The sequence below is a fragment of the Candidatus Accumulibacter similis genome (assembly GCA_013347225.1).
GTDB classification, from domain to species: Bacteria; Pseudomonadota; Gammaproteobacteria; order Burkholderiales; family Rhodocyclaceae; genus Accumulibacter; species Accumulibacter similis.
The window spans coordinates 4,373,528-4,395,389 of the sequence record CP054595.1; the positions used below are offsets into that span (position 1 = coordinate 4,373,528).

At 64.7% G+C, this 21,862-nt stretch carries 18 protein-coding genes; 9 read left to right on the forward strand and 9 right to left on the reverse strand.

What is annotated here, in order from left to right; all coding sequences use genetic code 11:
• Positions 1-35 precede the first annotated feature (35 nt).
• Positions 36-2,000 (reverse strand): acetate--CoA ligase, encoded by a 1,965-nt coding sequence (acs, locus tag HT579_19335; protein ID QKS30880.1) that lies wholly within the window; start codon positions 1,998-2,000, stop codon positions 36-38.
• A gap of 252 nt (positions 2,001-2,252) precedes the next feature.
• Here acs and HT579_19340 point away from each other — a divergent pair, with 252 nt between their 5' ends.
• The 8 genes from HT579_19340 (at position 2,253) to HT579_19375 (ending at position 10,454) form a co-directional block, all read left to right on the forward strand.
• Complete coding sequence (locus HT579_19340; GenBank protein ID QKS30881.1) at positions 2,253-2,810, forward strand: TIGR00645 family protein; 558 nt, start codon at positions 2,253-2,255, stop codon at positions 2,808-2,810.
• 61 nt (positions 2,811-2,871) lie between these two features.
• Positions 2,872-4,392: a fumarate hydratase gene (locus tag HT579_19345; GenBank protein ID QKS30882.1), complete on the forward strand. Its 1,521-nt coding sequence runs from the start codon at positions 2,872-2,874 to the stop codon at positions 4,390-4,392.
• A gap of 192 nt (positions 4,393-4,584) precedes the next feature.
• Positions 4,585-4,929: a RidA family protein gene (locus HT579_19350; protein QKS30883.1), complete on the forward strand. Its 345-nt coding sequence runs from the start codon at positions 4,585-4,587 to the stop codon at positions 4,927-4,929.
• A gap of 218 nt (positions 4,930-5,147) precedes the next feature.
• The gene (gene murI / locus HT579_19355; GenBank protein ID QKS30884.1) at positions 5,148-5,933 is read left to right on the forward strand and encodes a glutamate racemase; all 786 of its coding nucleotides are present in this window, start codon (positions 5,148-5,150) and stop codon (positions 5,931-5,933) included.
• Between the two features lie 327 nt (positions 5,934-6,260).
• A complete protein-coding gene (locus tag HT579_19360) occupies positions 6,261-6,542 on the forward strand; it encodes a ferrous iron transport protein A (GenBank protein ID QKS30885.1) in 282 nt (93 codons plus the stop codon).
• On the forward strand, positions 6,539-8,410 hold the full coding sequence (locus HT579_19365) for a ferrous iron transporter B (protein QKS30886.1): 1,872 nt from the start codon (positions 6,539-6,541) through the stop codon (positions 8,408-8,410). The genes HT579_19360 and HT579_19365 overlap by 4 nt, the downstream gene beginning before the upstream one ends.
• A 1-nt stretch (position 8,411) precedes the next feature.
• On the forward strand, positions 8,412-8,672 hold the full coding sequence (locus tag HT579_19370) for a hypothetical protein (GenBank protein QKS30887.1): 261 nt from the start codon (positions 8,412-8,414) through the stop codon (positions 8,670-8,672).
• Positions 8,673-9,038: 366 nt separating this feature from the next.
• Entirely contained in the window at positions 9,039-10,454 is a 1,416-nt protein-coding gene (locus tag HT579_19375) for a carbohydrate porin (protein QKS30888.1), read from the forward strand.
• 38 nt (positions 10,455-10,492) lie between these two features.
• Here HT579_19375 and HT579_19380 read toward each other — a convergent pair whose 3' ends face one another.
• Positions 10,493-11,992, reverse strand: a complete 1,500-nt coding sequence (locus HT579_19380; GenBank protein ID QKS30889.1) for a DUF853 family protein — start codon at positions 11,990-11,992, stop codon at positions 10,493-10,495.
• Between the two features lie 139 nt (positions 11,993-12,131).
• On the opposite strand from HT579_19380, the gene HT579_19385 reads away from it, so the two are divergent.
• Positions 12,132-12,857: a YebC/PmpR family DNA-binding transcriptional regulator gene (locus tag HT579_19385; protein ID QKS30890.1), complete on the forward strand. Its 726-nt coding sequence runs from the start codon at positions 12,132-12,134 to the stop codon at positions 12,855-12,857.
• 347 nt (positions 12,858-13,204) lie between these two features.
• Here the strand turns inward: HT579_19385 and HT579_19390 are convergent, their stop codons facing one another.
• The 7 genes from HT579_19390 to HT579_19420 all read right to left on the reverse strand — a co-directional run bounded on the left by HT579_19390 (position 13,205) and on the right by HT579_19420 (position 21,811).
• Positions 13,205-14,770 (reverse strand): NAD(P)/FAD-dependent oxidoreductase, encoded by a 1,566-nt coding sequence (locus tag HT579_19390; protein QKS30891.1) that lies wholly within the window; start codon positions 14,768-14,770, stop codon positions 13,205-13,207.
• Positions 14,771-14,981: 211 nt separating this feature from the next.
• Complete coding sequence (locus tag HT579_19395) at positions 14,982-15,401, reverse strand: GtrA family protein (protein QKS30892.1); 420 nt, start codon at positions 15,399-15,401, stop codon at positions 14,982-14,984.
• A gap of 7 nt (positions 15,402-15,408) precedes the next feature.
• Positions 15,409-17,232: a hypothetical protein gene (locus HT579_19400; GenBank protein ID QKS30893.1), complete on the reverse strand. Its 1,824-nt coding sequence runs from the start codon at positions 17,230-17,232 to the stop codon at positions 15,409-15,411.
• A 74-nt stretch (positions 17,233-17,306) separates the two neighbouring features.
• Entirely contained in the window at positions 17,307-19,205 is a 1,899-nt protein-coding gene (locus HT579_19405; protein ID QKS30894.1) for a tetratricopeptide repeat protein, read from the reverse strand.
• A gap of 67 nt (positions 19,206-19,272) precedes the next feature.
• Positions 19,273-20,166, reverse strand: coding sequence for an ABC transporter ATP-binding protein (locus HT579_19410; protein QKS30895.1), 894 nt, complete (start codon positions 20,164-20,166; stop codon positions 19,273-19,275).
• On the reverse strand, positions 20,163-21,008 hold the full coding sequence (locus HT579_19415) for a hypothetical protein (GenBank protein ID QKS30896.1): 846 nt from the start codon (positions 21,006-21,008) through the stop codon (positions 20,163-20,165). Before HT579_19415 ends, HT579_19410 begins: the two co-directional genes overlap by 4 nt.
• Positions 21,008-21,811 carry a hypothetical protein gene (locus tag HT579_19420; GenBank protein ID QKS30897.1) on the reverse strand — a complete coding sequence of 268 codons (804 nt, stop codon included), beginning with the start codon at positions 21,809-21,811 and terminating at the stop codon, positions 21,008-21,010. The genes HT579_19415 and HT579_19420 overlap by 1 nt, the downstream gene beginning before the upstream one ends.
• Positions 21,812-21,862: the final 51 nt, after the last annotated feature.

Consider the following 21,862-nt stretch of genomic DNA (forward strand, 5'->3'; position numbering starts at 1 on the left):
CACCGCCGGAAGCCGCCCTTCGCAGCCCCGCTCGCTCAGCCCCGCAACTGCTCTAGGATTGCCGGATTCTCGAGGGTCGACACGTCCTGTGCAACCGTTTCACCCTTGGCGAGCGAGCGCAGCAGGCGCCGCATGATCTTGCCCGAACGGGTCTTCGGCAGGTTCTCGCCAAAGCGCAGATCCTTCGGCTTGGCGATCGGTCCGATCTCTCGTCCGACGTGGTCCTGCAATTCCTTGACCATCTTCTTCGCCGCTTCACCCGTCGGGCGCGGACCCTTGAGGACGACGAAGGCACAGATGGCCTCGCCGGTGAGATCGTCCGGACGACCAACCACTGCGGCTTCGGCAACCATCGGATGCGACACCAGAGCCGACTCGATCTCCATCGTCCCCATGCGGTGGCCGGAGACGTTCAGCACATCGTCGATGCGGCCGGTGATGGTGAAATAGCCGGTGTTGAGGTCGCGGATCGAGCCGTCGCCGGCGAGGTAGAGCTTGCCGGCGAAATCATCCGGATAGTAGGATTTCTTGAAGCGCTCGGGATCGCCCCAGATGGTGCGGATCATCGATGGCCACGGGCGCTTGACGACCAGCTGACCGCCCTTGCCCCAGTCGAGTTCGGTGCCGGTCTCATCAACGACTGCCGCCTGAATGCCGGGGAACGGCAGGGTGCATGAACCGGGTACCAGCGGCGTGACGCCCGGCAGCGGGGTGATCATGTGACCGCCGGTCTCGGTCTGCCAGAAGGTGTCGACGATCGGGCAACGACCGCCGCCGACGCTGTCGTAGTACCACTGCCACGCCGCCGGGTTGATCGGCTCGCCAACCGTGCCCAGCAGACGCAGCGACGACAGGTCGTACTGCGTCGGAGCAACCGCCGGATTGGTATCGGCAGCCTTGACCAGCGAACGGATGGCGGTCGGCGCGGTGTAGAAGATGGTCACCCTGTGTTCCTGGATCATCTTCCAGAAACGGCCGGCATCGGGATAGGTCGGGATTCCCTCGAAAACCATTTCCGTCGCGCCGCAGGCGAGCGGACCATAGGCGATGTAGGTGTGACCCGTGACCCAGCCGATGTCGGCCGTGCACCAGAACAGATCGCCGGGCTTCAGGTCGAAGGTCCACTTCATGGTAACGATCGCGTGCAGCAGATAGCCGCCCGTCGAATGCTGCACGCCCTTTGGCTTGCCGGTGGAACCTGAGGTATAGAGCAGGAACAGCGGATGCTCGGCCTCGACCCACTCCGGCTCACAGACGTCGGACTGGCCGGCGATGACGTCGTGCCACCAGATGTCACGCCCGGCGACCATGTTGCACGCGCCACCGGTACGGCGAAAGACGATCACGTCCCTGACCGAGTCGCAGCCACCCAGCGCGATGGCTTCATCGACCGCCGGCTTGAGCGGCGGATTCTTGCCACCGCGACACTGCTCGTCGGCGGTGATCACCGCCACCGCGCCGGCATCGTTGATGCGGTCCCGGACGGACTGCGCGGAAAAGCCGCCAAAGACGACCGAGTGAATGGCGCCGATACGCGCACAGGCCTGCATGGCGACGATGCCCTCGACGCCCATCGACATGTAGATCAGAACACGATCGCCCTTCTTGATGCCACGTGCGCGCAGACCGTTGGCGAACTGGCTGACCTGCGCCAGCAACTGCCTGTAGGTCACCCTCGTCACCGCCCCGTCGTCGGCCTCGAAGACGATCGCCACCTTGTCGCCGAGGCCGGCCTCGACGTTGCGGTCGAGGCAATTGTACGAGGCGTTCAGCGTGCCATCGGCAAACCACTTGAAGAAGGGAGCGTTGGACTCGTCGAGAACCTGCGTGAATGGCTTCTTCCAGGAGACATGTTCGCGCGCCAGCCGCCCCCAGTAACCGGTGTAGTCCTTGTCAGCCTCGGCACAGAGCGCCCGGTAGGCATCCATCCCCGAAATGGTCGCCTGTTTGACAAACTCGGCTGAGGGCTCGAAGAAGTTTACGGCCTCGTTCAGTGACATATCCCATCTCCTCTGATTATTGGTGATCGACAGACGACCCGGATGCAACAAGTGGCGTCACCGGAGCCCGACGCGGCATCACCCGCCGCGTACGACTGCACCCCCCAAGGCTGCCTGCAGGGACGCCAATGGCAACCGATTAGACGCCGCAAATCTTACACGCCACTTACACGGTGGCGATTCCCCACACGCCAGAAAAGGGTCAATCTTTGGTGCTAGAATCGCGCATCCCGATCATGCTCCGAAAAGCCGATGAGTCCCTTCAAACCCACCATAGACCGCCTGGAAACGTTCATCTTCTGGAGCCGCTGGCTGCAGGCACCGCTCTACCTGGGACTGATCATCGCCCAGTGTGCCTACGTCTACCTGTTCATGCTCGAACTCTGGCATCTGATCCACAATCTCTTCTTCAGCAGCACGCGCATCACCGAAACCGAGGTCATGCTCGTCGTGCTCGGCCTGATCGACGTCGTGATGATCGCCAACCTGCTGATCATGGTCATCATCGGCGGCTACGAGACCTTCGTCTCCCGACTCGATCTGGAAGGCCATCCGGACCAACCCGAATGGCTGTCGCACGTCAACGCGGGCGTACTGAAGATCAAGCTGTCGACGGCGATCATAGGCATATCGTCGATCCACCTCCTGAAGACCTTCATCAACGCCGACAACATGAGCGAGCACACGATCAAGTGGCAGGTCATGATCCATGTCGTGTTCCTGCTCTCGGCGCTGGCGATGGCCTGGGTCGACCGCCTCATGACGACGACCGTGGCGCTGGCCAAGCCTTCACATGGGGCACGTCACTGAGAGTGAACCGACATCCACGGCCACGGACAGCACGCCGCCCTTCACCGAGAGAGAGCCTGAAATGACCACCATCAAGCAGGAAGACTTCATCCAGAGCGTCGCCGACGCGTTCCAGTACATCAGCTATTATCATCCGCTCGACTATATCAAGGCGCTTGGCGCCGCCTACGAGCGCGAGCAGAGCCCGGCGGCCCGTGATGCGATCGCCCAGATCCTCACCAACAGTCGCCTGTGCGCCGAAGGCCACCGGCCGATCTGCCAGGATACCGGCATTGCGGTGATCTTTCTCAAGGTCGGCATGGATGTCCGCTGGGATGCCACCCTGTCGCTGCAGGAAATGTGTGACGAGGGAGTCCGCCGCGCCTACAACCACCCGGACAACAAGCTGCGCGCCTCGGTCCTGCTCGACCCGGCCGGAGCGCGCCGGAATTCGCGCGACAACACGCCGGCAGTCGTCCACTACGAGATCGTCCCCGGCCACCACGTCGAAGTCATCTGCGCAGCCAAGGGCGGCGGCTCGGAGAACAAATCGAAGTTCTATGCGCTCAACCCGTCCGATTCGATCGTCGACTGGGTTCTGAAGACGGTGCCAACGATGGGCGCCGGCTGGTGTCCGCCGGGCATTCTCGGCATCGGCATCGGCGGCACCCCCGAGAAGGCGATGCTGCTGGCCAAGGAATCGCTGATGGCACCGGTCGACATGCACGAACTGATCGCCCGCGGGGCCGGCAATCGTGTCGAGGAACTGCGCCTGGAGCTGTACGAGAAGGTCAACGCGCTCGGCATCGGCGCCCAGGGCCTGGGCGGCCTGACCACCGTCCTCGACGTCAAGATCCTCGACTATCCGACGCACGCTGCCAGCCTGCCGGTGGCCATGATCCCGAACTGCGCGGCGACCCGCCACGCCCACTTCCACCTCGACGGCTCCGGACCGGCGGTGCTGACGCCGCCTGATCTCGACGAATGGCCGAAGGTCAACTGGACACCGAATACCGAGACCTCGACCCGGGTCGACCTCGACACCCTGACACCGGCCGAAGTCGCTGCCTGGAAGCCGGGCCAGACCCTGCTGCTCAACGGCCGCATGCTGACCGGCCGCGACGCCGCCCACAAGCGCATCCAGGACATGCTGGCCCGCGGCGAGAAGCTGCCGGTGGACTTCACCAACCGGGTGATCTATTACGTCGGCCCGGTCGATCCGGTGCGTGACGAGGCGGTCGGCCCGGCTGGTCCGACGACCGCGACGCGCATGGACAAGTTCACCGAGATGATGCTCGCCGAAACCGGCCTGATCGCGATGGTCGGCAAGGCCGAGCGTGGGCCGACGGCGATCGCGGCGATACGCAAGCACCGCTCGGCCTACCTGATGGCGGTCGGCGGCGCCGCCTACCTGGTCGCCAAGGCGATCCGGACGGCCAAGGTCGTGGGCTTTGCCGATCTCGGCATGGAGGCGATCTACGAGTTCGACGTCAGGGACATGCCGGTAACCGTGGCGGTCGATTCGACGGGTACGTCGGTACATGAAACCGGGCCGCGGGAATGGCAGACGAAGATCGGCAAGATTGCCGTCGTCGCCGCCTGAAGCAGCGCCAGCAGGACGTGCCGGATAGGCACTGCGGCCACTCCCGACCCGCAACGGCGGCAGCGCCGTCGCGGGATCCTGCCCCGCCGGCAATTGCCGGATCGACCGCCCTGGGAGGTGCCGTCGATGCTCGCAGACCCGGCTGCAACGGAGAAGAAGGAAGGATGACCGTCGGCTAACGGAGGAGGAGGCATGGCGATCGAACGGCACGGCACGACGCAGCGTTATTCGGACATTTGTGCTTATGGCAATACCATCTATCTCGTCGAAACACCGCAGACTCTCGACAGCAATGTCGCCACCCAGACGCACGAGGTCCTCGCCGGAATCGAGAAGCTTCTGCAGCAGGCTGGCAGCGACAAGTCCCGCCTGCTGATGGCCACGATCTACCTGCGCCACATCGAGGACAGCATCGCCGTCAATGCGATCTGGGATCGCTGGGTTCCGCGTGGCACGGCACCGGCGAGGGTCTGCGTCGAAGCCAAGATGGCGCACCACGATTTCCTCGTCGAAGTGGCGATCGTTGCCGCCCGCTAGTCGGCTGCCGAACGCTTGCGCACAGGCAGACCCGACCGTCCCGGCGAGGCAACCGCCGCCACTGGCAGGCGCGACGGCGATTGCCGCCCACCTGCTGCCGACGGTGGCCGGCGAGGCGCGATGATGGCGCAGGTGCGACCGCCGGCGACGGAGCAATCGCCCCGCCAAGCCGGCTCCCGGGCCGTGACACGAGTGGCCTCGCGCTCTCGCGGCGCTCGATGATCGGCGTTTTCGACAGTGGTCTTGGTGGGCTGTCGGTTCTCGCGGCGATTGCCCGCGAACTGCCGGCAGCAGACCTGATCTACTTCGCCGACACCGCCCACCTGCCCTATGGCGACAAGGAGGACCACTACATCCGCAGCCGTGTCCTGCGGATCGGCGGCAGACTGGTCGACGCGGGTTGCGGCGTCATCGTCGTCGCCTGCAACACGGCGACCGCGGCCGCAGTGGCAGCCGTTCGCGAGCACTTTCCCGAACTGGCGGTGGTCGGCGTCGAACCCGGCGTCAAACCGGCCGCCGCGCTGTCGCGCAGCGGCCGCATCGCGGTCCTGGCGACGGAGTCGACAGCCCGCAGCGAGCGGCTGGCAGACCTGATCCGGCAACACGCCGGTTCGGTACAGGTACATGTCGAGGCGTGCCCGGGCTGGGCCACGCGTGTCGAAACGCTGCAGCTCGACGACCCCCATTTTGCCGCCGAAGCCCGCCAGCATCTGACCCCGCTGCTCGATTCAGGGGTCGACCAGATCGTCCTCGGTTGCACGCACTACACATTTCTCGCACCCGTACTGCAGCCAATCATCGACAAGCGGGCGGGCCTCGTCGATGTGGCCGACGCGGTCGCCCGCCAATGCGTCCGCCTCGCCGGCACGGAAGCCCTCGGAGGCGGCAACCTGACCTTGCTCGCCACGGCCCACCCCGAACGTCTGCAGGCCGCGCTGCCGGCACTCGGCCTGGGCTGGCTGCGTCATGGCCTGCGCGGCGCCGCCCGCCTCATCGTCGCCTGATCGTCTGCCGGAGACGTGCCGGCCAGCCGGGAGCCCTGCGGCCGACGACCGTTGCGGCGGAGCCGCCATGCCTGCACGTACGTGACCGCCTCCGTACCCGCTGGCGATCCCACCGGTGCGGGAACGGACTCGTGCGAGTCGCGTGACAAATGCGAATGATTCGCATACAATGTCGCCACTTCCCGATCGACGGCTTGCCCGGACGGGCACAGCCCCGCAGTGCTGTTGCTGCCGGACCGGGCCGACGACCGTGGTCGGAGCTGCGGGCTGCGGCGCACGCCCACCAAGCCGATGAATCTGAAGATCTGAAGAAAGGAGCCCGGCACCATGACGGCCAAGCGATCGATGACCCTGTCTGAGCTTCCGATGGGTCAGGAAGGAACGGTACGCGGCGGCCCCGTCGCTGCTGATGGCGGGACGGCGGAGCAGGAGATCGCCCTGCGGCTCTTCGAGATCGGCTTCGTCGATGGCGAGCGCGTGCGCGTCGTCGCTCGCGGCTACCCCGGCGGCGACCCGCTGGCCGTGCGGGTCGGCGACACCATGTTCGCCCTGCGCCGCTTCGAAGCCGAGAGGGTTCTGGTCACGCCGCCGTGCGAGGCAGCGCCATGAGCGCCGCCACGCCAGCCCTGCGCCTCGCCCTGCTCGGCAACCCGAACTGTGGCAAGACGGCACTGTTCAATCTCCTCACCGGCAGCCGGCAGAAAGTCGCCAACTATCCCGGCGTCACGGTCGACCGCAAGGAAGGACAGTTCACGACGCCAGCCGGCCGGAAGTTTCGCGTGCTCGATCTGCCGGGCGCCTACAGTCTCAACGCGCTCAGCATCGACGAGGAGATCACCCGTGACGTCGTCCTCGGCAGGGTCGACGACGAGCCGCGTCCCGACCTGATCGTCTGCGTCAGCGACGCCACCAACCTCAGGCTCAACCTGCGCCTCGTTCTCGAAGTCAGGCGCCTCGGCGTGCCAATGATTCTCGCGTTGAACATGACCGACCTGGCGAAGCGGCGCAGCATCGTCATCGACGTGCCGGCGCTCGCCCGCGAGCTGGCAATGCCGGTCGTCAGCACGGTCGCCATCAAGGCCCGGGGCGCCGACGAGTTGATCCGCCAGCTCGAAACCTCGCTCGCCGAGTCGGTGGCCCCGGCGTCTGCCTGGTTGCCGCCCGATGTCGCCGACGTCAGCGCGACGCAGCACGAGGTGCGACGCATCCTGGCCGCGACAGTCAGCCAGCCTGCCGTCGACACGCGCCTCGACGACCGCATCGACCGTGTCGTCCTGCACCCGGTCTGGGGAATGCTCATCCTGGCGGCAACGCTGTTCCTGATGTTCCAGGCGGTATTCAGTTGGGCCAGCCTGCCGATGGAGCTGATCAAGGAAGGTGTGGCAGCAGTCGGCGAGTCGCTCGGCGAACGGATGCCGGACACCATCCTGCGCAGCCTCCTGGTCGACGGCATCATCGCCGGCGTCGGCAGCGTCCTCGTCTTCCTGCCGCAAATCCTGATCCTCTTCCTGTTCATCCTGGCCCTCGAGGATTCGGGCTATCTGCCGCGCGCAGCTTTCCTGCTCGATCGCCTGATGGGCACCGTCGGCCTCTCCGGGCGATCGTTCATTCCGCTGCTGTCGAGCTTTGCCTGTGCCATTCCCGGCATCATGGCGGCGCGCACCATCTCGAACTGGCGCGACCGTCTGACGACGATCATGATCGCACCGCTGATGACCTGTTCGGCGCGCCTGCCGGTGTACGCACTGATCATCGCCGCGTTCATTCCCGAGACGACGGTCGCCGGCGTCTTCAATCTGCAGGGACTGGTGCTCTTCGGTCTTTACGTCGGCGGCGTGGCCAGTGCGATGGCGGTGGCCGGCGTCCTCAGGCTGGCTGCCGGCAAGGGGATGCCGTCGCCACTGATGCTCGAACTGCCTTCCTACCGCTGGCCGCATGGCCGCAGTCTGCTGCTCGGACTGCTCGAACGGGCGCTCATATTCATCAGACGCGTCGGCGGCATCATCCTGTCGCTGATGGTCGTGCTGTGGTTCCTGTCGTCGTTCCCGGCCGCTCCCGAAGGCGCCAGCGGCCCGGCCATCCAGTACTCCTACGCCGGCATGCTGGGTCGCGCGCTCGAGGTCGTTCTGGCACCGATCGGTTTCAACTGGCAGATCTCGATCGCTCTGGTCCCCGGCATGGCGGCGCGGGAAGTGGCCGTCGGCGCCCTCGGCACGGTCTATTCGCTGTCGGCTGCCGGCGATGATGTGGCCGATCAGCTGCTGCCCATGCTGGCGGCGGGCTGGTCGCTGCCGACGGCTTTCGCACTGCTCGCGTGGTACGTCTTCTCGCCGCAATGCCTGTCTACGCTGGCGGTCGTCCGCCGCGAAACCAATTCATGGCGTTACCCCTTGCTGATGGCTGGCTATCTGTTTGCGCTGGCCTATGGCGCCGCTTTCGTCACCTACCGCATCGCCCTCGTCCTCACCGGAGGCTGACATGTTCGAGGAAATCGCCACCTACGGCGCGGTGGTCGCCGCCATCACCCATCTCGGCCGGGGGATTCTTGCCACCGCCCTCCTGCCGGCCATGAGCCGGCGCTGGCCGATGCTGCTGCGGCGTCGAGGACTGGCCGCCAGCAGCGCTGGCGACCGCCCGCTGGGCGGGAGTCCCTGCAGCGGCTGCTCCGGGTGTGCTGGCGGTCAGCGGCCGCAGAGTCAGGTGGTGGTCATCGGCAGCAGCGGCACAGCGAACCGCTGAACGTCTGGCCGGCGCGACGACGCTCACCACGACACGGTGCTCGCTTCCGCTGCCGGGCCACGCCCGTTCGCCTTGGTCGCAGAGCAGCAGGCGGCACCTGAGGGCACACGTCTCTCGTCTCGTCGACACCGACACCGGCCAATTGGCTGAGCCACAGCAATTGCAGTGACGGCCCTGAAGTATACTGGGTTGCATCTGCAACATAACCGTGTTCAAATCGCGATTCGCGGCTGGTGACCAGCGGATGCCACAGGCAACACTGACGCAATCTGCACGGCGTCGGTCAATCGACGATCGGCAGCGGCGCAGACCGGGTTGGACCCATTTTCACCGAGAGAGGAGGCCGGCCGAGAGAGGAGGCCGGGAATGTCATTGCGGGAGAAATCGTTTGCCATCAGGGGACTGGCAGCCCTGCTCGCCTGCCTGCTGCTGTCCGGAGCTCCCGGGCTGGCCACCGGCGAGGCAGCGACCGCGGCCGCGGCGTCGGCCAGCGACGATCAGCCGTCCGCGCCAGGGCAGAGCGCCGGCAACGACGACAACGAAGGCAAGGCGCCGGAGTGGCAGGCGAGTACGCTCAGCGGTGACTGGGGCGGCACCCGACAGCGGCTTTTCGACGCCGGTGTCCAGGTCGACCTCGTCTACACCGCCGACTACCTGCGCAACAACAGCGGCGGCCTCAAGCGCGGCGGCGGCTACATGGGCAACATCAACCTCGCCATCGCGCTCGACGGCGAGAAACTGCTCGGCTGGCGGGGCGGCTCGGCCCATCTCGCCCTGATCAGCAACAGTGGCGGGCGCGTGAACCGCAACGAGGTCGGCAGCTTCATGGGCGTCGACAATATCGAGGCGCCAGTCAACCGGACCGGCATCTTCGAGGCCTGGCTGCAGCAGTCGTTCCTCGACGGCAAGGCGTCGTTGCGCGCCGGTCTCTATCCGCTCGACAGCGAATTCTACGTCACCGACTCGTCTGGCGTGTTCCTCCACCCGTCCTTCGGCCCGGCCCCCGAGATGGCAGATTTCGGCAGTCTGGCCGGCCCGTCGATCTACGTCACGAGCAGTTATGGTGCCCGCCTGCGGATCGACCCCGACCCGGCCTGGTACGCGATGCTCGCCATCAGCCGCGGCATTCCCAGCGAGCGCATCGACACCGCCGGCCCCAACATCAGTTGGCGCAAGAGCACCGGCAGCCTGCTGATCGGCGAAATCGGCTTCAGTCCAGTGCAGGCGGGCCTTCTGGGCGATTGCTTCGGCCCGGCCGGCGATGACGACGACTACACGCCGATCAGCAAGGTGGCCCTCGGCGCCTGGCGCTACGCGCCACGCTTCGAGCAACTGACTGCGGTCGATGCCAACGACGAGCCACTCGACTCGCGGCACTGGGGTGCCTACCTGCTGGCCGAGCAGACCGTCCATCGCGTCCCCGGAACGAAGCGCGACGCGAGCCTCTTCGCCCGCTACGGCTTCACCGACGGCCGCACCAGCACCCTCGGCCACTCGCTGAGTGCCGGCATGAGCTTCCGTGGCCCGTTCCCTGGCCGCGAAGACGATGTCTTCGGCATTGCGGCAACGCGCGCGCACGCCGATCCGCAGGGGCGTGCCCTGCTGGCCGACGAGTCCGGGTCACCGCTGACCTCAAGCAACGAGACGGTGGTCGAGCTTACCTACCAGGCGCCACTGCTTCGCGGGCTGGTCGTCCAGCCCGTGCTTCAGCGCATCTTCAACCCGGGCTTCCAGTTGCCCGATTCGACCGTCGCCGGCGTTCGCCTGCAACTGACGCTGTGAGGGTCGGCACGCAGCCGGTGTGAGCACGCTGCGCGCGATCAGCGCCGGCGCGACCCGCCACCGAGAATCGAGCCGAGGACACCGCGAATGATCTCGCGGCCAACCTGCGAGCCGATCGCCCGCGCCGCGCTCTTGGCCGCCGTCTCGATCACCGAATCGCCACGCCCGCGACCGCCTCCCCCGCCGCCGAACAGATCGCCGAGACTGCCGAGCCAGCCACCACCGCCGGCCGCCGGCGCCTGCCCCCCGGCCGTGGGTTGCTGCGCCGCGGCGCCCTTCAGCTTCTCGTACGCCGACTCGCGGTCGACGGCATTCTCGTAGTGTCCGTAAATGGCGGAAGCCTTGATCACCGCCTGCCGCTCTTCGGCGGATTGCGGGCCAATCCGCGAAGCCGGCGGCAGGATGAAGGCACGCTCGACGATGTTCGGCCTGCCCTTCTCGTCGAGAAAGGAAACCAGTGCCTCGCCAACGCCCAACTCGGTGATCACCTCCTCGGCGTTGAACTTCGGATTGGCACGCAGGGTCTGGGCAGCAGCCTTGACTGCCTTCTGGTCGCGCGGCGTGAAGGCGCGCAAGGCGTGCTGCACCCTGTTGCCGAGCTGACCGAGGACCGTGTCGGGGATGTCGAGCGGGTTCTGGCTGACGAAATAGACGCCGACTCCCTTCGAGCGGATCAGCCGCACCACCTGCTCGATCTTCTCCAGCAGCGCTGCCGGCGCCTCGTTGAAGAGCAGATGCGCCTCGTCGAAGAAGAAGACCAGTTTCGGCTTGTCGACGTCACCGACTTCCGGCAACTGTTCGAACAACTCGGCGAGCAGCCACAGCAGGAAGGTCGAATACAGTCGCGGCGAGGCCATCAGCTTGTCGCCGGCAAGGATGTTGACGACGCCACGGCCGTCATCGGTCTGCATCAGGTCGCCGATGTCGAGCATCGGCTCGCCAAAGAAGAGGTCGCCACCGTGTTCGCCGAGGTTCAGCAGCCCGCGCTGGATGGCACCGATCGACGCCGCCGAGACGTTGCCGTACTCGGTGGTGAAGTTCTTCGCGTTCTCGCCGACATGCTGCACCATCGCCCGCAGGTCCTTGAGGTCGAGGAGCAGCAGGCCGTTGTCGTCGGCGATGCGGAATACCAGTTGCAGGACCCCGGACTGCGTTTCATTGAGGTTCAGCAGTCGCGCAAGCAGCACCGGCCCCATGTCCGAGATCGTCGCCCGCACCGGATGTCCCTGCTCGCCGAAAACGTCCCAGTAGACGACTGGACAGCCCGCCGGCACGTGCTCCTTGACGCCGAGCGCGTCGAGCCGTTCCTGCAGCTTCGGCGTCAGGCTGCCGGCAGCGGCCAGCCCCGACAGATCCCCTTTAACGTCGGCCATGAAGACCGGCACGCCAATGGCGGAAAAGCGCTCGGCGAGCAGTTGCAGGGTGATCGTCTTGCCGGTTCCGGTGGCGCCGGTGATCAGGCCGTGACGGTTGGCGAGTGCCGGCAGCAGCGCCAGTTCGGTGCCTTCGTGCCTGGCGACGAGAAGTGGTGAGACCATGAACGACTCCGGAAAGCGATGACGGAAAAGGTTGGTGCGGCGGAAGTGCTAGAATGCCGGCCTTGATTATCGACCATTTGCGGCCCGTTTTGTTGCTCGGGGTGTGGCCGCAGCCTAGCCGAATTCTTCAGAGGGCAGCATGGCAGGACATTCGAAATGGGCCAACATCCAGCACCGCAAGGGCAAGCAGGATGAGAAGCGCAGCGCATCATTCTCCAAGATCGCACGGGAAATCACCGTTGCGGCAAAGGCCGGCGGTGGCGATCCCTCGTTCAATCCGCGCCTGCGGCTGGCAATCGACAAGGGCAAGCAGGTCAACATGCCGAGGGACAAGATCGACAACGCGATCAAGAAGGGAACCGGCGAGCTCGAAGGCGTCGACTACATCGAGGTCCGCTACGAAGGCTACGGAATCGGTGGCGCAGCCGTGATCGTCGATTGCCTGACCGACAACCGCACGCGCACCGTCGCCGAGGTGCGTCACGCCTTCAACAAATATGGCGGCAACCTCGGCACCGATGGCTGTGTCGCCTTCCAGTTCAGGCACTGCGGCCAGCTCCTCTTCGCCCCCGGAACCGACGAGGGGGCCTTGATGGAGGCGGCCATCGACGCCGGCGCCGACGACGTCCTGAGCAACGATGACGGTTCGGTCGAGGTGATCACGCCCGCCAATGACTACATGGCGGTCAAGGAAGCCCTCGCCGCCGCCGGTTTCACCGCCGAGTATGGCAGCGTCACGATGAAGGCGGAGAACGAGACCCAGCTTGCGGGTGACGAGGCGCTGCGCATGCAGAAGCTGATCGACGTGCTCGAGGGCCTCGATGACGTGCAGGAGGTTTACACGAGCGTCGTCATGGACGAGTGAAACCGTCGCCTGGAGCATCATGGGGTGCCGCGCAATTGCGGACAATGGCCACCCAGTGATCGACCATCGGTTAGCTCGTTACAGCGTTGCCGTACCCGCTGCAGAAGCGATCGGGATCCCCGCCGAGAGACTCGCGAGTCCGCTCACGCCAAGCGGTCAACCTCGGTGCGGCTGCCCGAACACCTCGCGCGTCAGACGTCGCCCAAGGAAGGCCACGCCATCGCCCGGCTCCCCCCTTTCATAGGGGAGTAGTGCGATGTGTCGCAATGACACGCTCTGTGCAGCAGATCTCGTATGCGCGCCGGCCCTCGCCCGCAACCTCTTCTCCATCCAATCGCCACGGCACATCAGACACCCGGCCCTGTGCTCCTGCCGTCGCTCGTGGACTTCTCTTCGTGGTACTCGTCGTCGACATTGACCGCCCAAATCCCCTCCTTGGACGACGATTCCGAAACGATCGCCTCGACAGCCAAACGTGCTGTCAGCATCGAGTGATCCTGATTATTGTAGCGGTGCATGCCGTTGCGACCGACAAGGAACAGGTTGGCAATCCCGTCGGTGTACCGTCGCAGCACGTCGAAGTGGTCGTAGGTGCCAAAGTACGCCGGGTAAGCCTTCGGCACGCGGACGACGTGGAAGTCGAGAGCGTCGGCCGCATCGATGAGCTCGATTCGCGCGAGTTCGGCAATCGCAAAGCGGCCCATCTCCCCGTCCGGGAGCCGCCACAAGTCGTCGCCCTCCTGACAGAAGTACTCGAGCCCAAGCCAGACGGTGGCGGAGTCGCTGACCATTGCCGGGCTCCAGTTGTTGAAGATCTGCAGCCGACCCAGTCGGACGTCGGGCTCCTGAATGTAGACCCAGGTATCCGGAATGAGGTTGGCGGGATGACCAGCGAGGCTGCCGCGGCTCGGTCGCAGCCTGCGTACGAGGACGCCGACGGTGATGAAGTCGCGGTAGCAGAGACCTGCGGCAACCCTTCTGACCTGCTCCGGAGCTGGCGGTGACAATCCGAGGATCAGGTCACGCAGGGGCATCGTGGAAATCACGAAATCACACGCCAACTCGATCGCCCTGCCTTCGCGATCCTCGGCGACGACAGCCACGACCCGTCCTGTGTCGTGGCGCAGTTTCGTGACCGTCAGGCCGTGCCGGATCTCTCCGCCAGCCTGGCGCACCATTTCCGCGACCAACTGCCACATCTGGCCGGGACCGTATTTCGGGTAGAGGAAGCGCTCAATCAGACTGGTGTTGATACGCTTCTGCGCCAATCCATCACCTGATCCACGAAGGATCTTGCGCAGCGCGTGGACCATTGCCTTGCTGATCGACAGCCCCTTGATGCGCTGCGCCCCCCACTCCGGGCTGATCTCCCCGCAGGGAACGCCCCACACCTTTTCCGTGTAATCCCTGAAGAAGGTGCGATACAGTTCGCCGCCGAAGCGATTGACGAAAAAGTCTTCCAGGTTGCGCTCGGGCTTCCGCTGGAAAACCGACGCGTACAGATAGCTGAAGCCAATCCGGGCCAACCTGCGCACACCGAGATTGCGCATCGTTCCGACGCTCAACGAAATCGGGTAATCGAAGAACTTGCGCAGAAAGTAGATTCGCGACAGGCGCGGGCGAACGAGGAAGTGGCGATCGCCGTCCGGCATAACGCTCATACCATCGGCTGTGCTTTCCGGCGCCAGCGGAAGAATGCTTCGCCACCAATCCATCACCCAGTCCGACTTGGAGAAGAAGCGGTGGCCACCGATATCCATTCGGTTGCCGCGGTGGTTGATCGTTCGCGAGATACCGCCGACCTCGTCGAGCGATTCCAGGACGACCGGCTGCATCCCCGAACCTCGGAGCAACTCGAGAGCCGCGGTTAGCCCGGCCGGACCTGCACCGATGATGACAACAGTTCTGCCCATTCTCAGACAACCTCGTAGTTCGTTGTTCAGATGGCTCTTACGCCACCATTCCCCCGCAGCAAGAGCCAATCAGCGAAGCGGTTCCGTCGTCTCATCTGCGAACGAGGCCCTGACTCATCGGCGCTTAGTGGCCATCTGCGCCACCCGACCCAGAGCCGACTGGGCAGCGGCAAGAGGGCGGCCGATCGACGTAGTGATCCCGATGGACCGTTCATCGCACCTGCACGAGCGCCCTTGCTCGTTCGGAGAACAGCAGCACCCTGCGCAGCGAGAAGTTGAACACCAAGATGATCGCGGCGGCCGCCCCCTTGGAAACCAGATAATGGAAGCCGGCAAGCTCGGTAAAAAGCAGAAGCAAGAAGTTGCTGAGGAGCAGCCCGGCGACGCCAATCAGGCCAAAGATGGTGAACTCCTGCGCGCGGCTTCGCAGGGCACGAAATGCGAAGATCCAGGCGATACACAAGACATAATTGGTGATCAGCCCGAGCAGAAAAGCAAGCGACGCGGACACCAGATAATGCAGGCCGACACCCTCGGTGAGCACCCAGAGCGACGCAAAATCGACGACGAAAGCAAGTCCGCCGACCATTCCGTAGCGGACGAACTGATGCATTACGTTGGCTGTGGTCATCGTTTTTTCAGGAAGCAGAGTAGGGATCTGGGAATGCGCGGAGCGGCGCGCACGCGTACAACTGGTATTGCTCATCCGGGCGATGCAGGCTGAAAGCGGCAACTGAATCCGCGCCCTGGATCGGCTGGGACAAGATCACATAGTCTAGGATCGGATCGTGACAAACATGAATCAGGCTATCGAGGTTGGCGGAGGCGCTGCTTTCCCTGTTGCTTCTAATAGGCACCCACGCAAAACGTGAGTCAGGGAAGCCCAGCGTCTTCAGCCTTGCGAGCCTTCGCTCCGCTTCGATTGCTGTCTGTCGGGAAAAAATCAGGCCAGCAGCCTGATGAAATGATGCGTAACTGCCACGATGCAGAACGAACCACAGGTAATGATGGCCTTCCGGCCAATAGGTGAGATGCTGTGGTTGAATCAGTGCCGCCAACTCAGGGATCCCGGCTTCCTGTAGGCGTTCTTCCGCGGTCTGCCAGTCGTTTGTGCGTTGCCAGTGGTAAGCGAAGTAGACGAGGGTGAGCCCAAAGACGGCAGACATCCATTTGGCACTTGCCATTCTTCGTCGCAGCAGCCAATAGATTCCAACTAGCACTGCTGGAAAACCAAGCCAGCCCGTCTCCTTGGCGAGAATGAATAGCCTGTCCGCCAGCGTCACCTGAAGAAGGGCGGCATCATCGGAATCCAGCGTCAGCGCAGACAGCGCTATCCGCCAGAACAGGTTCTCAGCAACCACGACAGCAATGGCACCCCAAGCCAGCGCCCAGAACCATGAGGGTAGCCGTGGTTCCAAGTGCAGTGTGTGCCAACAGATGATCAGTACTGCCACTGGTACGGCACAGAACAGTCCGGTGCTCTCCACAGTGAGGCCGCAGGCAAGCAACGCGCCGAGCAGGAGCCGGCTGTAAGGCGAGCCACCCCATGTAGTCCGCCATAAAGCGACAGTCGCGGCAACGGCCAGCACCTTACCCAACCACAGAACCCGCCAAGGCTGCATCTGAATCAGCATCACTCCAGGCCAGAAGACAGCCAACAGCGCCAATCCCATACCACTCGCGAGCACTGCGAGTGCAGCCCGCCAGAGGCGCCGACGAGTCACATCGCATACCGCAGTCGTACTGAGCAGCAAAAGGAGGAACAGAGGTGCGTGATACTCTTCGGGGCGCCACTGATCGAGAAACACAAACGGACTGCGAACTGTGGCAAGGCCCAACCAGGTTGGGTCCATGACCTCGGCGAGTTTCGCAAATGGCGGGATTGCCGCGAGGTTAAGCCCAGCGATGGCGCCCAAAGCCAAGAGAGCGAGCAACAACTGCTGGGGCCAGCTGAACCCATAGTAAAACACGAACAAAGCCGGTGCAAAGGCAATGACTGGATGGATGCTGGCGGCAACTGCGACGGCAACAACAGCCCACACCCGGTAACCGCGAAGCACGCAGGCCACTGCGAGCAGGGACGGCGCTTCCGCCCAAATGCGCGCAGTCAGAAACGATTCTCCATACGAGAGCAGACCGTAGGAGCCGTAACTGGCCGGCAGCGTGACCACCAGAATCACCGCAAGCCAGAGGCTCGGCCCGCGAAAGATTCCTTGCAGCAGCCACACTAAGGCGGAAAGCCAGAACACGTGTGCGGTCGCGAGCATGACCGCAGAAGCCGTCGGCAGGCCAAACTTGAAAACCGCCCAAGCATAAAGCCCGCTAAAGACGGTAAAGTTATCCTGCGAGCCGTACGCGAAAAACAGGTCTCTTGCGAATGCTATCGAATCCAGCCGGAAGATGGCCTGCCCCGCGTAGAACATGCCGTCGTGCGCTAGACCCTGGTAACGATGGGTGGACATCCACGCAATAGCCACCAGGAGCGCTAGCGTCACCGCACTCGGCCTGGGTATCCGGAGAGGGCTCACGGTCGCAATCATCGTTGAGGCCACTTGGCTGCGCTCAGCTGTAATTGCTCCTCCCACATACGACAGTAGGCCTCCTCCAGCGCGCGAACGAAGCCGGGCATGTTGAACAGTGGGCAAGCGGTTCGGTCGACAGCCAGCCGGCTGCGCAACTGCAGCAGGCGCTGCGGGTCTCTGGCCAGCGCCCGGGCGATCCCGTAGTACTCATCCGGCGAACTGCCGATCAGTTCCGGCAAGCCCGCTGCGCGCAGCAGACTGGCGCCAACGCGACCAGGAAAGGTGTCGCCGAGGAGAGCGACCATCGGCACCCCGGCCCACAGGACATCAATCCCCGTCGAATGCGAGTTGTAGGGAAACGGGTCGAGGGCCAGATCCGCCAGTTGCAGCCGCGACAGGTGCTCACGCCGGGACTCGACCCTGGTGGCGAAGATGAGCCGCGCCGGATCGACACCACGATACCGGGCCTCGCTCCGCAGGCGGTCGGCAGCCGTGTCTGCAGGCTGGCTGAGCCACAGGCAACTCCCGTCGATCTCGCGCAGCAGGCGACACCAGAGGTCGAAGACCTGCGGATTGAACTTGTAGCTGTTGTTGAACGAACAGAAGACGAAGCCGTCTTCCGGCAAGCCGGCCTCCAGCCGTGACGGCGATGCGCTGAGTTCGATCGTCGTATCCGCCGGCAGATAGCAGTGCGGCAGGTGAACGATCCGCTCGCTGTAGCAGGGAGCGTCCTGCAGCGGCGTCACCACCGGATCGCCAAGCAGATAGTCGGCGATCCGCGCGTGCCCCATCGTTCCCGCGTAACCCAGCCAGTTGACCTGTACCGGAGCGCAGCGCAGGGCGAGCGCCTCAGGTCGCCCGTCGGATGTCCAGCCATTGAGGTCCACCAAGATGTCGATACCGTCACTCCGCATGCGGTCGGCGGTTTCCCGGACGCTGCAGTCGGCGATATCAACGAAGTGGTCGAACGCTGCCTGCAGCCGCCGGCGTATCTCGCTGCCGTCGTCCACCCCCATCGAATAGCCGAAGACCTCGACCCCCGACCGATCGTGCAGCTCGATCACCTGCGGCATGATCAGTCCGACGGGATGGTTCCGGTAGTCGGCGGAGAGGTAGCCGATGCGCAGACGTGCCGTTGGCGGCCGCGGACCGGCGCTGCCAACCGCCGCGCAATCGGCCGCATCGAGTACGCTCGCCGGAATGCTGCGACGTGCATAGTTGGCTGCAACGTGACGCTGTTCCTCGGCGCTTGCACCCGTAAAGGACAAAACGACGAATGGGTTATCGCAGAGCTCAAGATAATCGTTGCTCAACGCCCGCAGGCGCGACAACCGCGGCTGCAGTTCGTCCCAGTCGCAGCGCTTGAGACTGGCGCACAGCAGTTGCGACAGGATCGCCGCGTTGTCCGGGTCGTTCTTCGCCAACTCGTTGAGACAGACCGCCGCTTCGTCGTTGCGGTTGCTGCACAACAGGGCACCGGCGAGTTGCTCGATCGCCTCGACGTAATCCCCCGGGTGGCACTCGATCGCGCGCAGCAGATGGGGCACCGCCTCGTTCCACTTGTGCATGCGCACGAGCGCGACGCCGAAATTCTTCAGGACTTCGGGATCATCCGGCTTCAGTTCGATCGACCGTCTGAACGATGCGAGCGACTCGTCCCAGCGCATCAGTGCCGACAGAACGATGCCGAGGTTGTTGTGCGCTTCCGGATCGTGCGCATTCCGCTCGAGCGAGAAGCGGACCACCGGCAGCGCGTCGTCGTAACGCCCCTGGCCAATCAGGGCGAACCCGAGCGCCTTCAGCGCCAGCGGATGTCGCGGCTGGCCGGCGAGCATCCGCCGTGCGGCAGCCTCGACTTCGGGGTAGAGGGAGGCCTCGACGAGCCGCAGCAGCGCGATGCTGTCCGGCGTCATTGCCGCGCCACGGCCCGATGCAGCCGACGATCTGCGCTGCGAATTACGGCTGGCCCTGGCCATCGGCTCAGGACTCGCCGACAGCGTGCATGAAAGCCACCTCGAGCGACAGTGTCGGCCGCACCTCGAGCAGCACGTGCTCGGCCTGCCGCAGAGCTTCGAGGCGCAGCCAGAGCTGCGGCCGCGGCACCTCGCCGATCCAGCGACCGGCAAAGTCCTCGCGCATCCCGTCCACCGGCAGCCGCCCGTACGAGCGGACCTGTACCATCTCCTCATCACCGGTGAGTTCGGCCGGCGCCCGTACCGCACGCAACACGCCCTGATGAATCAGTCCGAAGCGATCGGCCAGTCGCTCGACATCGTGCAACACGTGCGACGTGAAGAACAGGGTGCCACCGGAACGCTTGTACTCGGAGAGGATCTCGACGACGTCGCGGCGACCGATCGGGTCGAGCCCCGACAGCGGTTCGTCGAGGATCAGCAGGCGCGGCCTGATGCACAGCGCCTGGGCAATCGCCACGCGCTGCGTCATCCCCTTCGAGAAAGAACGGATCGGCTTGTCGGCCACGGCCGCGAGGCCGAGACGATCCAGCCACTGCCGGCAGTGCTCGGCCGGCCGCTCGAGCCGCAAACGATGCAGGCGAACGCCCATCTGGAGGATTTCGCTCGGCGTCAGGTAGTCGTACAGGTAGGGGTTCTCGGGAACGTAGCCGAGACCGAGACGGGCGCGCGGATCGTCGACCGCCACGCCGAAAATGTGCGCACTACCTGCACTTGCGGCGATCAGCCCCATCAGGACCTTGATCGCCGTGCTCTTGCCCGCGCCGTTGGCACCAATGAAGCCAAAGGCTTCACCGGCCTCGACCGTCAGCGTGACGCCGCGCAGGGCCGGCACCGCCGGCGACCTGAGCTTCCGCCGGTACGACTTGTGCAGTCCGTCGATGACGATCGCTGCACTCATCGGGCCGGATCCGGGGGGCGATTGGCGTTGAGGACCGGGACGCCGGATGCGTCGAGGCCGAAGCCGTAACCAAGCTGATCCTTCGGAATCTCCCGCAGCAAGCCGGCGGTGACGAGATCGTCGACCCTTTCGGGCCGCCGTCCGAAACGTTCGCGGTACGCTCCGGCTGCGTTCTGCAGCTGCTCCAAATCCCGCAGGCGCCGGGCGCGCACTTGCAGGTAGTTGCGGAAGTTCCCGGCAGGCGAATCCGCGGCCATCGCCTCGACCATGGCCGCTGCGTCGCCGGTCTGGTAGCCCTTCTCGATCCAGATCGCCACCAGATTCTGCAGCGCCCACTGGTCCTGCACGTTGTTGACCCGGGGGACCGCCTCGAGCAGATGCTTCGCGCCGGTCGCCGGGTCGCGGTGAAAATGGTAGAAGAGAAATCCGTAGTGGAACAGCGGATACCAGTCGAAGGTCCGCGCCGCCGACGCCTTGCGCAGCACGTACTGTGCCGCATCAAGCTCGCCATTCCAGGGCAGCAGCGCTGCGGCGATGTAGTAGTTGTCCTCGTGCAGCGGATTGAACCAGGCGATGTCGCGCTGCAGTTTCGCCTGGACGGCGTAGTCGCTGGCCTTCATGTGCTGCGTCTCGGCGACCAGCACGCGAAAGCCGGCAAGGTTCGCTGCCAGGTAGCGGTCACCGCCTGCCAGCAGGACCTGCGCGAAGCGGGGCAGCGCTATCAGCAGTTCGGGGTCGGCCGACTCGTGCGGCAGCGCGGCCAGGCGCTGCTGTGACGAGCCAAAGAGCAGCACCGACAGGAGCAGCACCGCGACGGGCAACGGCTGCAGCGAACGCCGCATCAGGAAAACTCCCGGCGGGCGAAAAGCAGGCTGGCTGCTGCCAGCAGCAGGCCGATGTAGCCAACGGCCATCGTCACCGACCAGAACACCGTCTCGGCGCCCGGCGCGAGCTGATACATCGCCCACTCGCGCCAGTCGAGGCGGGACAGGTCCGGGAGCAGCCAGCGGACGAAACCAAGCACAGGGTCGTAACTGGCGAGCAGTTCGACGTCGCCGTCGGCACCTCGCGCCAGATAGTCGATCGTCGCGCCGAGCGACTTGCCGGCAACGGCGAAGGCGGCGCCAAGGGCCAGCGGCAGCACGGAGACGGTAGACAGGGCCGCGATGCACAGCGAAAAAGCCCCGACGACTGCGGCGTCGAGCGCGAACCCGGCGATGGCGATCCAGAAAGGGGGGCCGAGTGACACGTCGAACTCCTGAACGTAGCCGCCACCCACCAGCAGGACCGCCAACAGCAGGAGAAACCCGAGGACCGCCGCCGCCAGAACGGTGAGGACGAGGACGGCCAGGAATCGGCCCGCGAGAAAGCTGGAGCGTGAAACCGGATAGGCGAGCGAGAACAGGATCACCCGCCGATCAATCTCGCGTGCGACGAGTTCCTGCACCCAGAAGAGGTTGAGGAGAACGAGCGAAAAGCGAACCGCCGAAAACCCGACGTCGAGCGCGACGGTCTTCGGATGTCGCGGCGAGAAAAAACCCGACAGGTAGGCGATGCCGATCATCAGCACGCCGAGGATGAATACCGCCTGGAAACTCTTGCCCCGCAATCCGGAGCGCAGCCCGGATAGCGCGAACTGAGACATGATCAACCGTGGCAGGGAGAGCGAAGAAGCGGGCGCAACATCTGTTGCACC

What these genes read in the sequence shown, in the direction of transcription:
- HT579_19410 (QKS30895.1), bottom strand. Translation starts at nt 20,166, where the DNA reads ATGAGTGCAGCGATCGTCATCGACGGACTGCACAAGTCGTACCGGCGG.
- acs (QKS30880.1), bottom strand. Translation starts at nt 2,000, where the DNA reads ATGTCACTGAACGAGGCCGTAAACTTCTTCGAGCCCTCAGCCGAGTTT.
- HT579_19380 (QKS30889.1), bottom strand. Translation starts at nt 11,992, where the DNA reads ATGGTCTCACCACTTCTCGTCGCCAGGCACGAAGGCACCGAACTGGCG.
- HT579_19405 (QKS30894.1), bottom strand. Translation starts at nt 19,205, where the DNA reads ATGACGCCGGACAGCATCGCGCTGCTGCGGCTCGTCGAGGCCTCCCTC.
- murI (QKS30884.1), top strand. Translation starts at nt 5,148, where the DNA reads ATGATCGGCGTTTTCGACAGTGGTCTTGGTGGGCTGTCGGTTCTCGCG.
- HT579_19415 (QKS30896.1), bottom strand. Translation starts at nt 21,008, where the DNA reads ATGCGGCGTTCGCTGCAGCCGTTGCCCGTCGCGGTGCTGCTCCTGTCG.
- HT579_19365 (QKS30886.1), top strand. Translation starts at nt 6,539, where the DNA reads ATGAGCGCCGCCACGCCAGCCCTGCGCCTCGCCCTGCTCGGCAACCCG.
- HT579_19400 (QKS30893.1), bottom strand. Translation starts at nt 17,232, where the DNA reads ATGTCCACCCATCGTTACCAGGGTCTAGCGCACGACGGCATGTTCTAC.
- HT579_19385 (QKS30890.1), top strand. Translation starts at nt 12,132, where the DNA reads ATGGCAGGACATTCGAAATGGGCCAACATCCAGCACCGCAAGGGCAAG.
- HT579_19420 (QKS30897.1), bottom strand. Translation starts at nt 21,811, where the DNA reads ATGTCTCAGTTCGCGCTATCCGGGCTGCGCTCCGGATTGCGGGGCAAG.
- HT579_19345 (QKS30882.1), top strand. Translation starts at nt 2,872, where the DNA reads ATGACCACCATCAAGCAGGAAGACTTCATCCAGAGCGTCGCCGACGCG.
- HT579_19370 (QKS30887.1), top strand. Translation starts at nt 8,412, where the DNA reads ATGTTCGAGGAAATCGCCACCTACGGCGCGGTGGTCGCCGCCATCACC.
- HT579_19350 (QKS30883.1), top strand. Translation starts at nt 4,585, where the DNA reads ATGGCGATCGAACGGCACGGCACGACGCAGCGTTATTCGGACATTTGT.
- HT579_19395 (QKS30892.1), bottom strand. Translation starts at nt 15,401, where the DNA reads ATGACCACAGCCAACGTAATGCATCAGTTCGTCCGCTACGGAATGGTC.
- HT579_19390 (QKS30891.1), bottom strand. Translation starts at nt 14,770, where the DNA reads ATGGGCAGAACTGTTGTCATCATCGGTGCAGGTCCGGCCGGGCTAACC.
- HT579_19340 (QKS30881.1), top strand. Translation starts at nt 2,253, where the DNA reads ATGAGTCCCTTCAAACCCACCATAGACCGCCTGGAAACGTTCATCTTC.
- HT579_19360 (QKS30885.1), top strand. Translation starts at nt 6,261, where the DNA reads ATGACGGCCAAGCGATCGATGACCCTGTCTGAGCTTCCGATGGGTCAG.
- HT579_19375 (QKS30888.1), top strand. Translation starts at nt 9,039, where the DNA reads ATGTCATTGCGGGAGAAATCGTTTGCCATCAGGGGACTGGCAGCCCTG.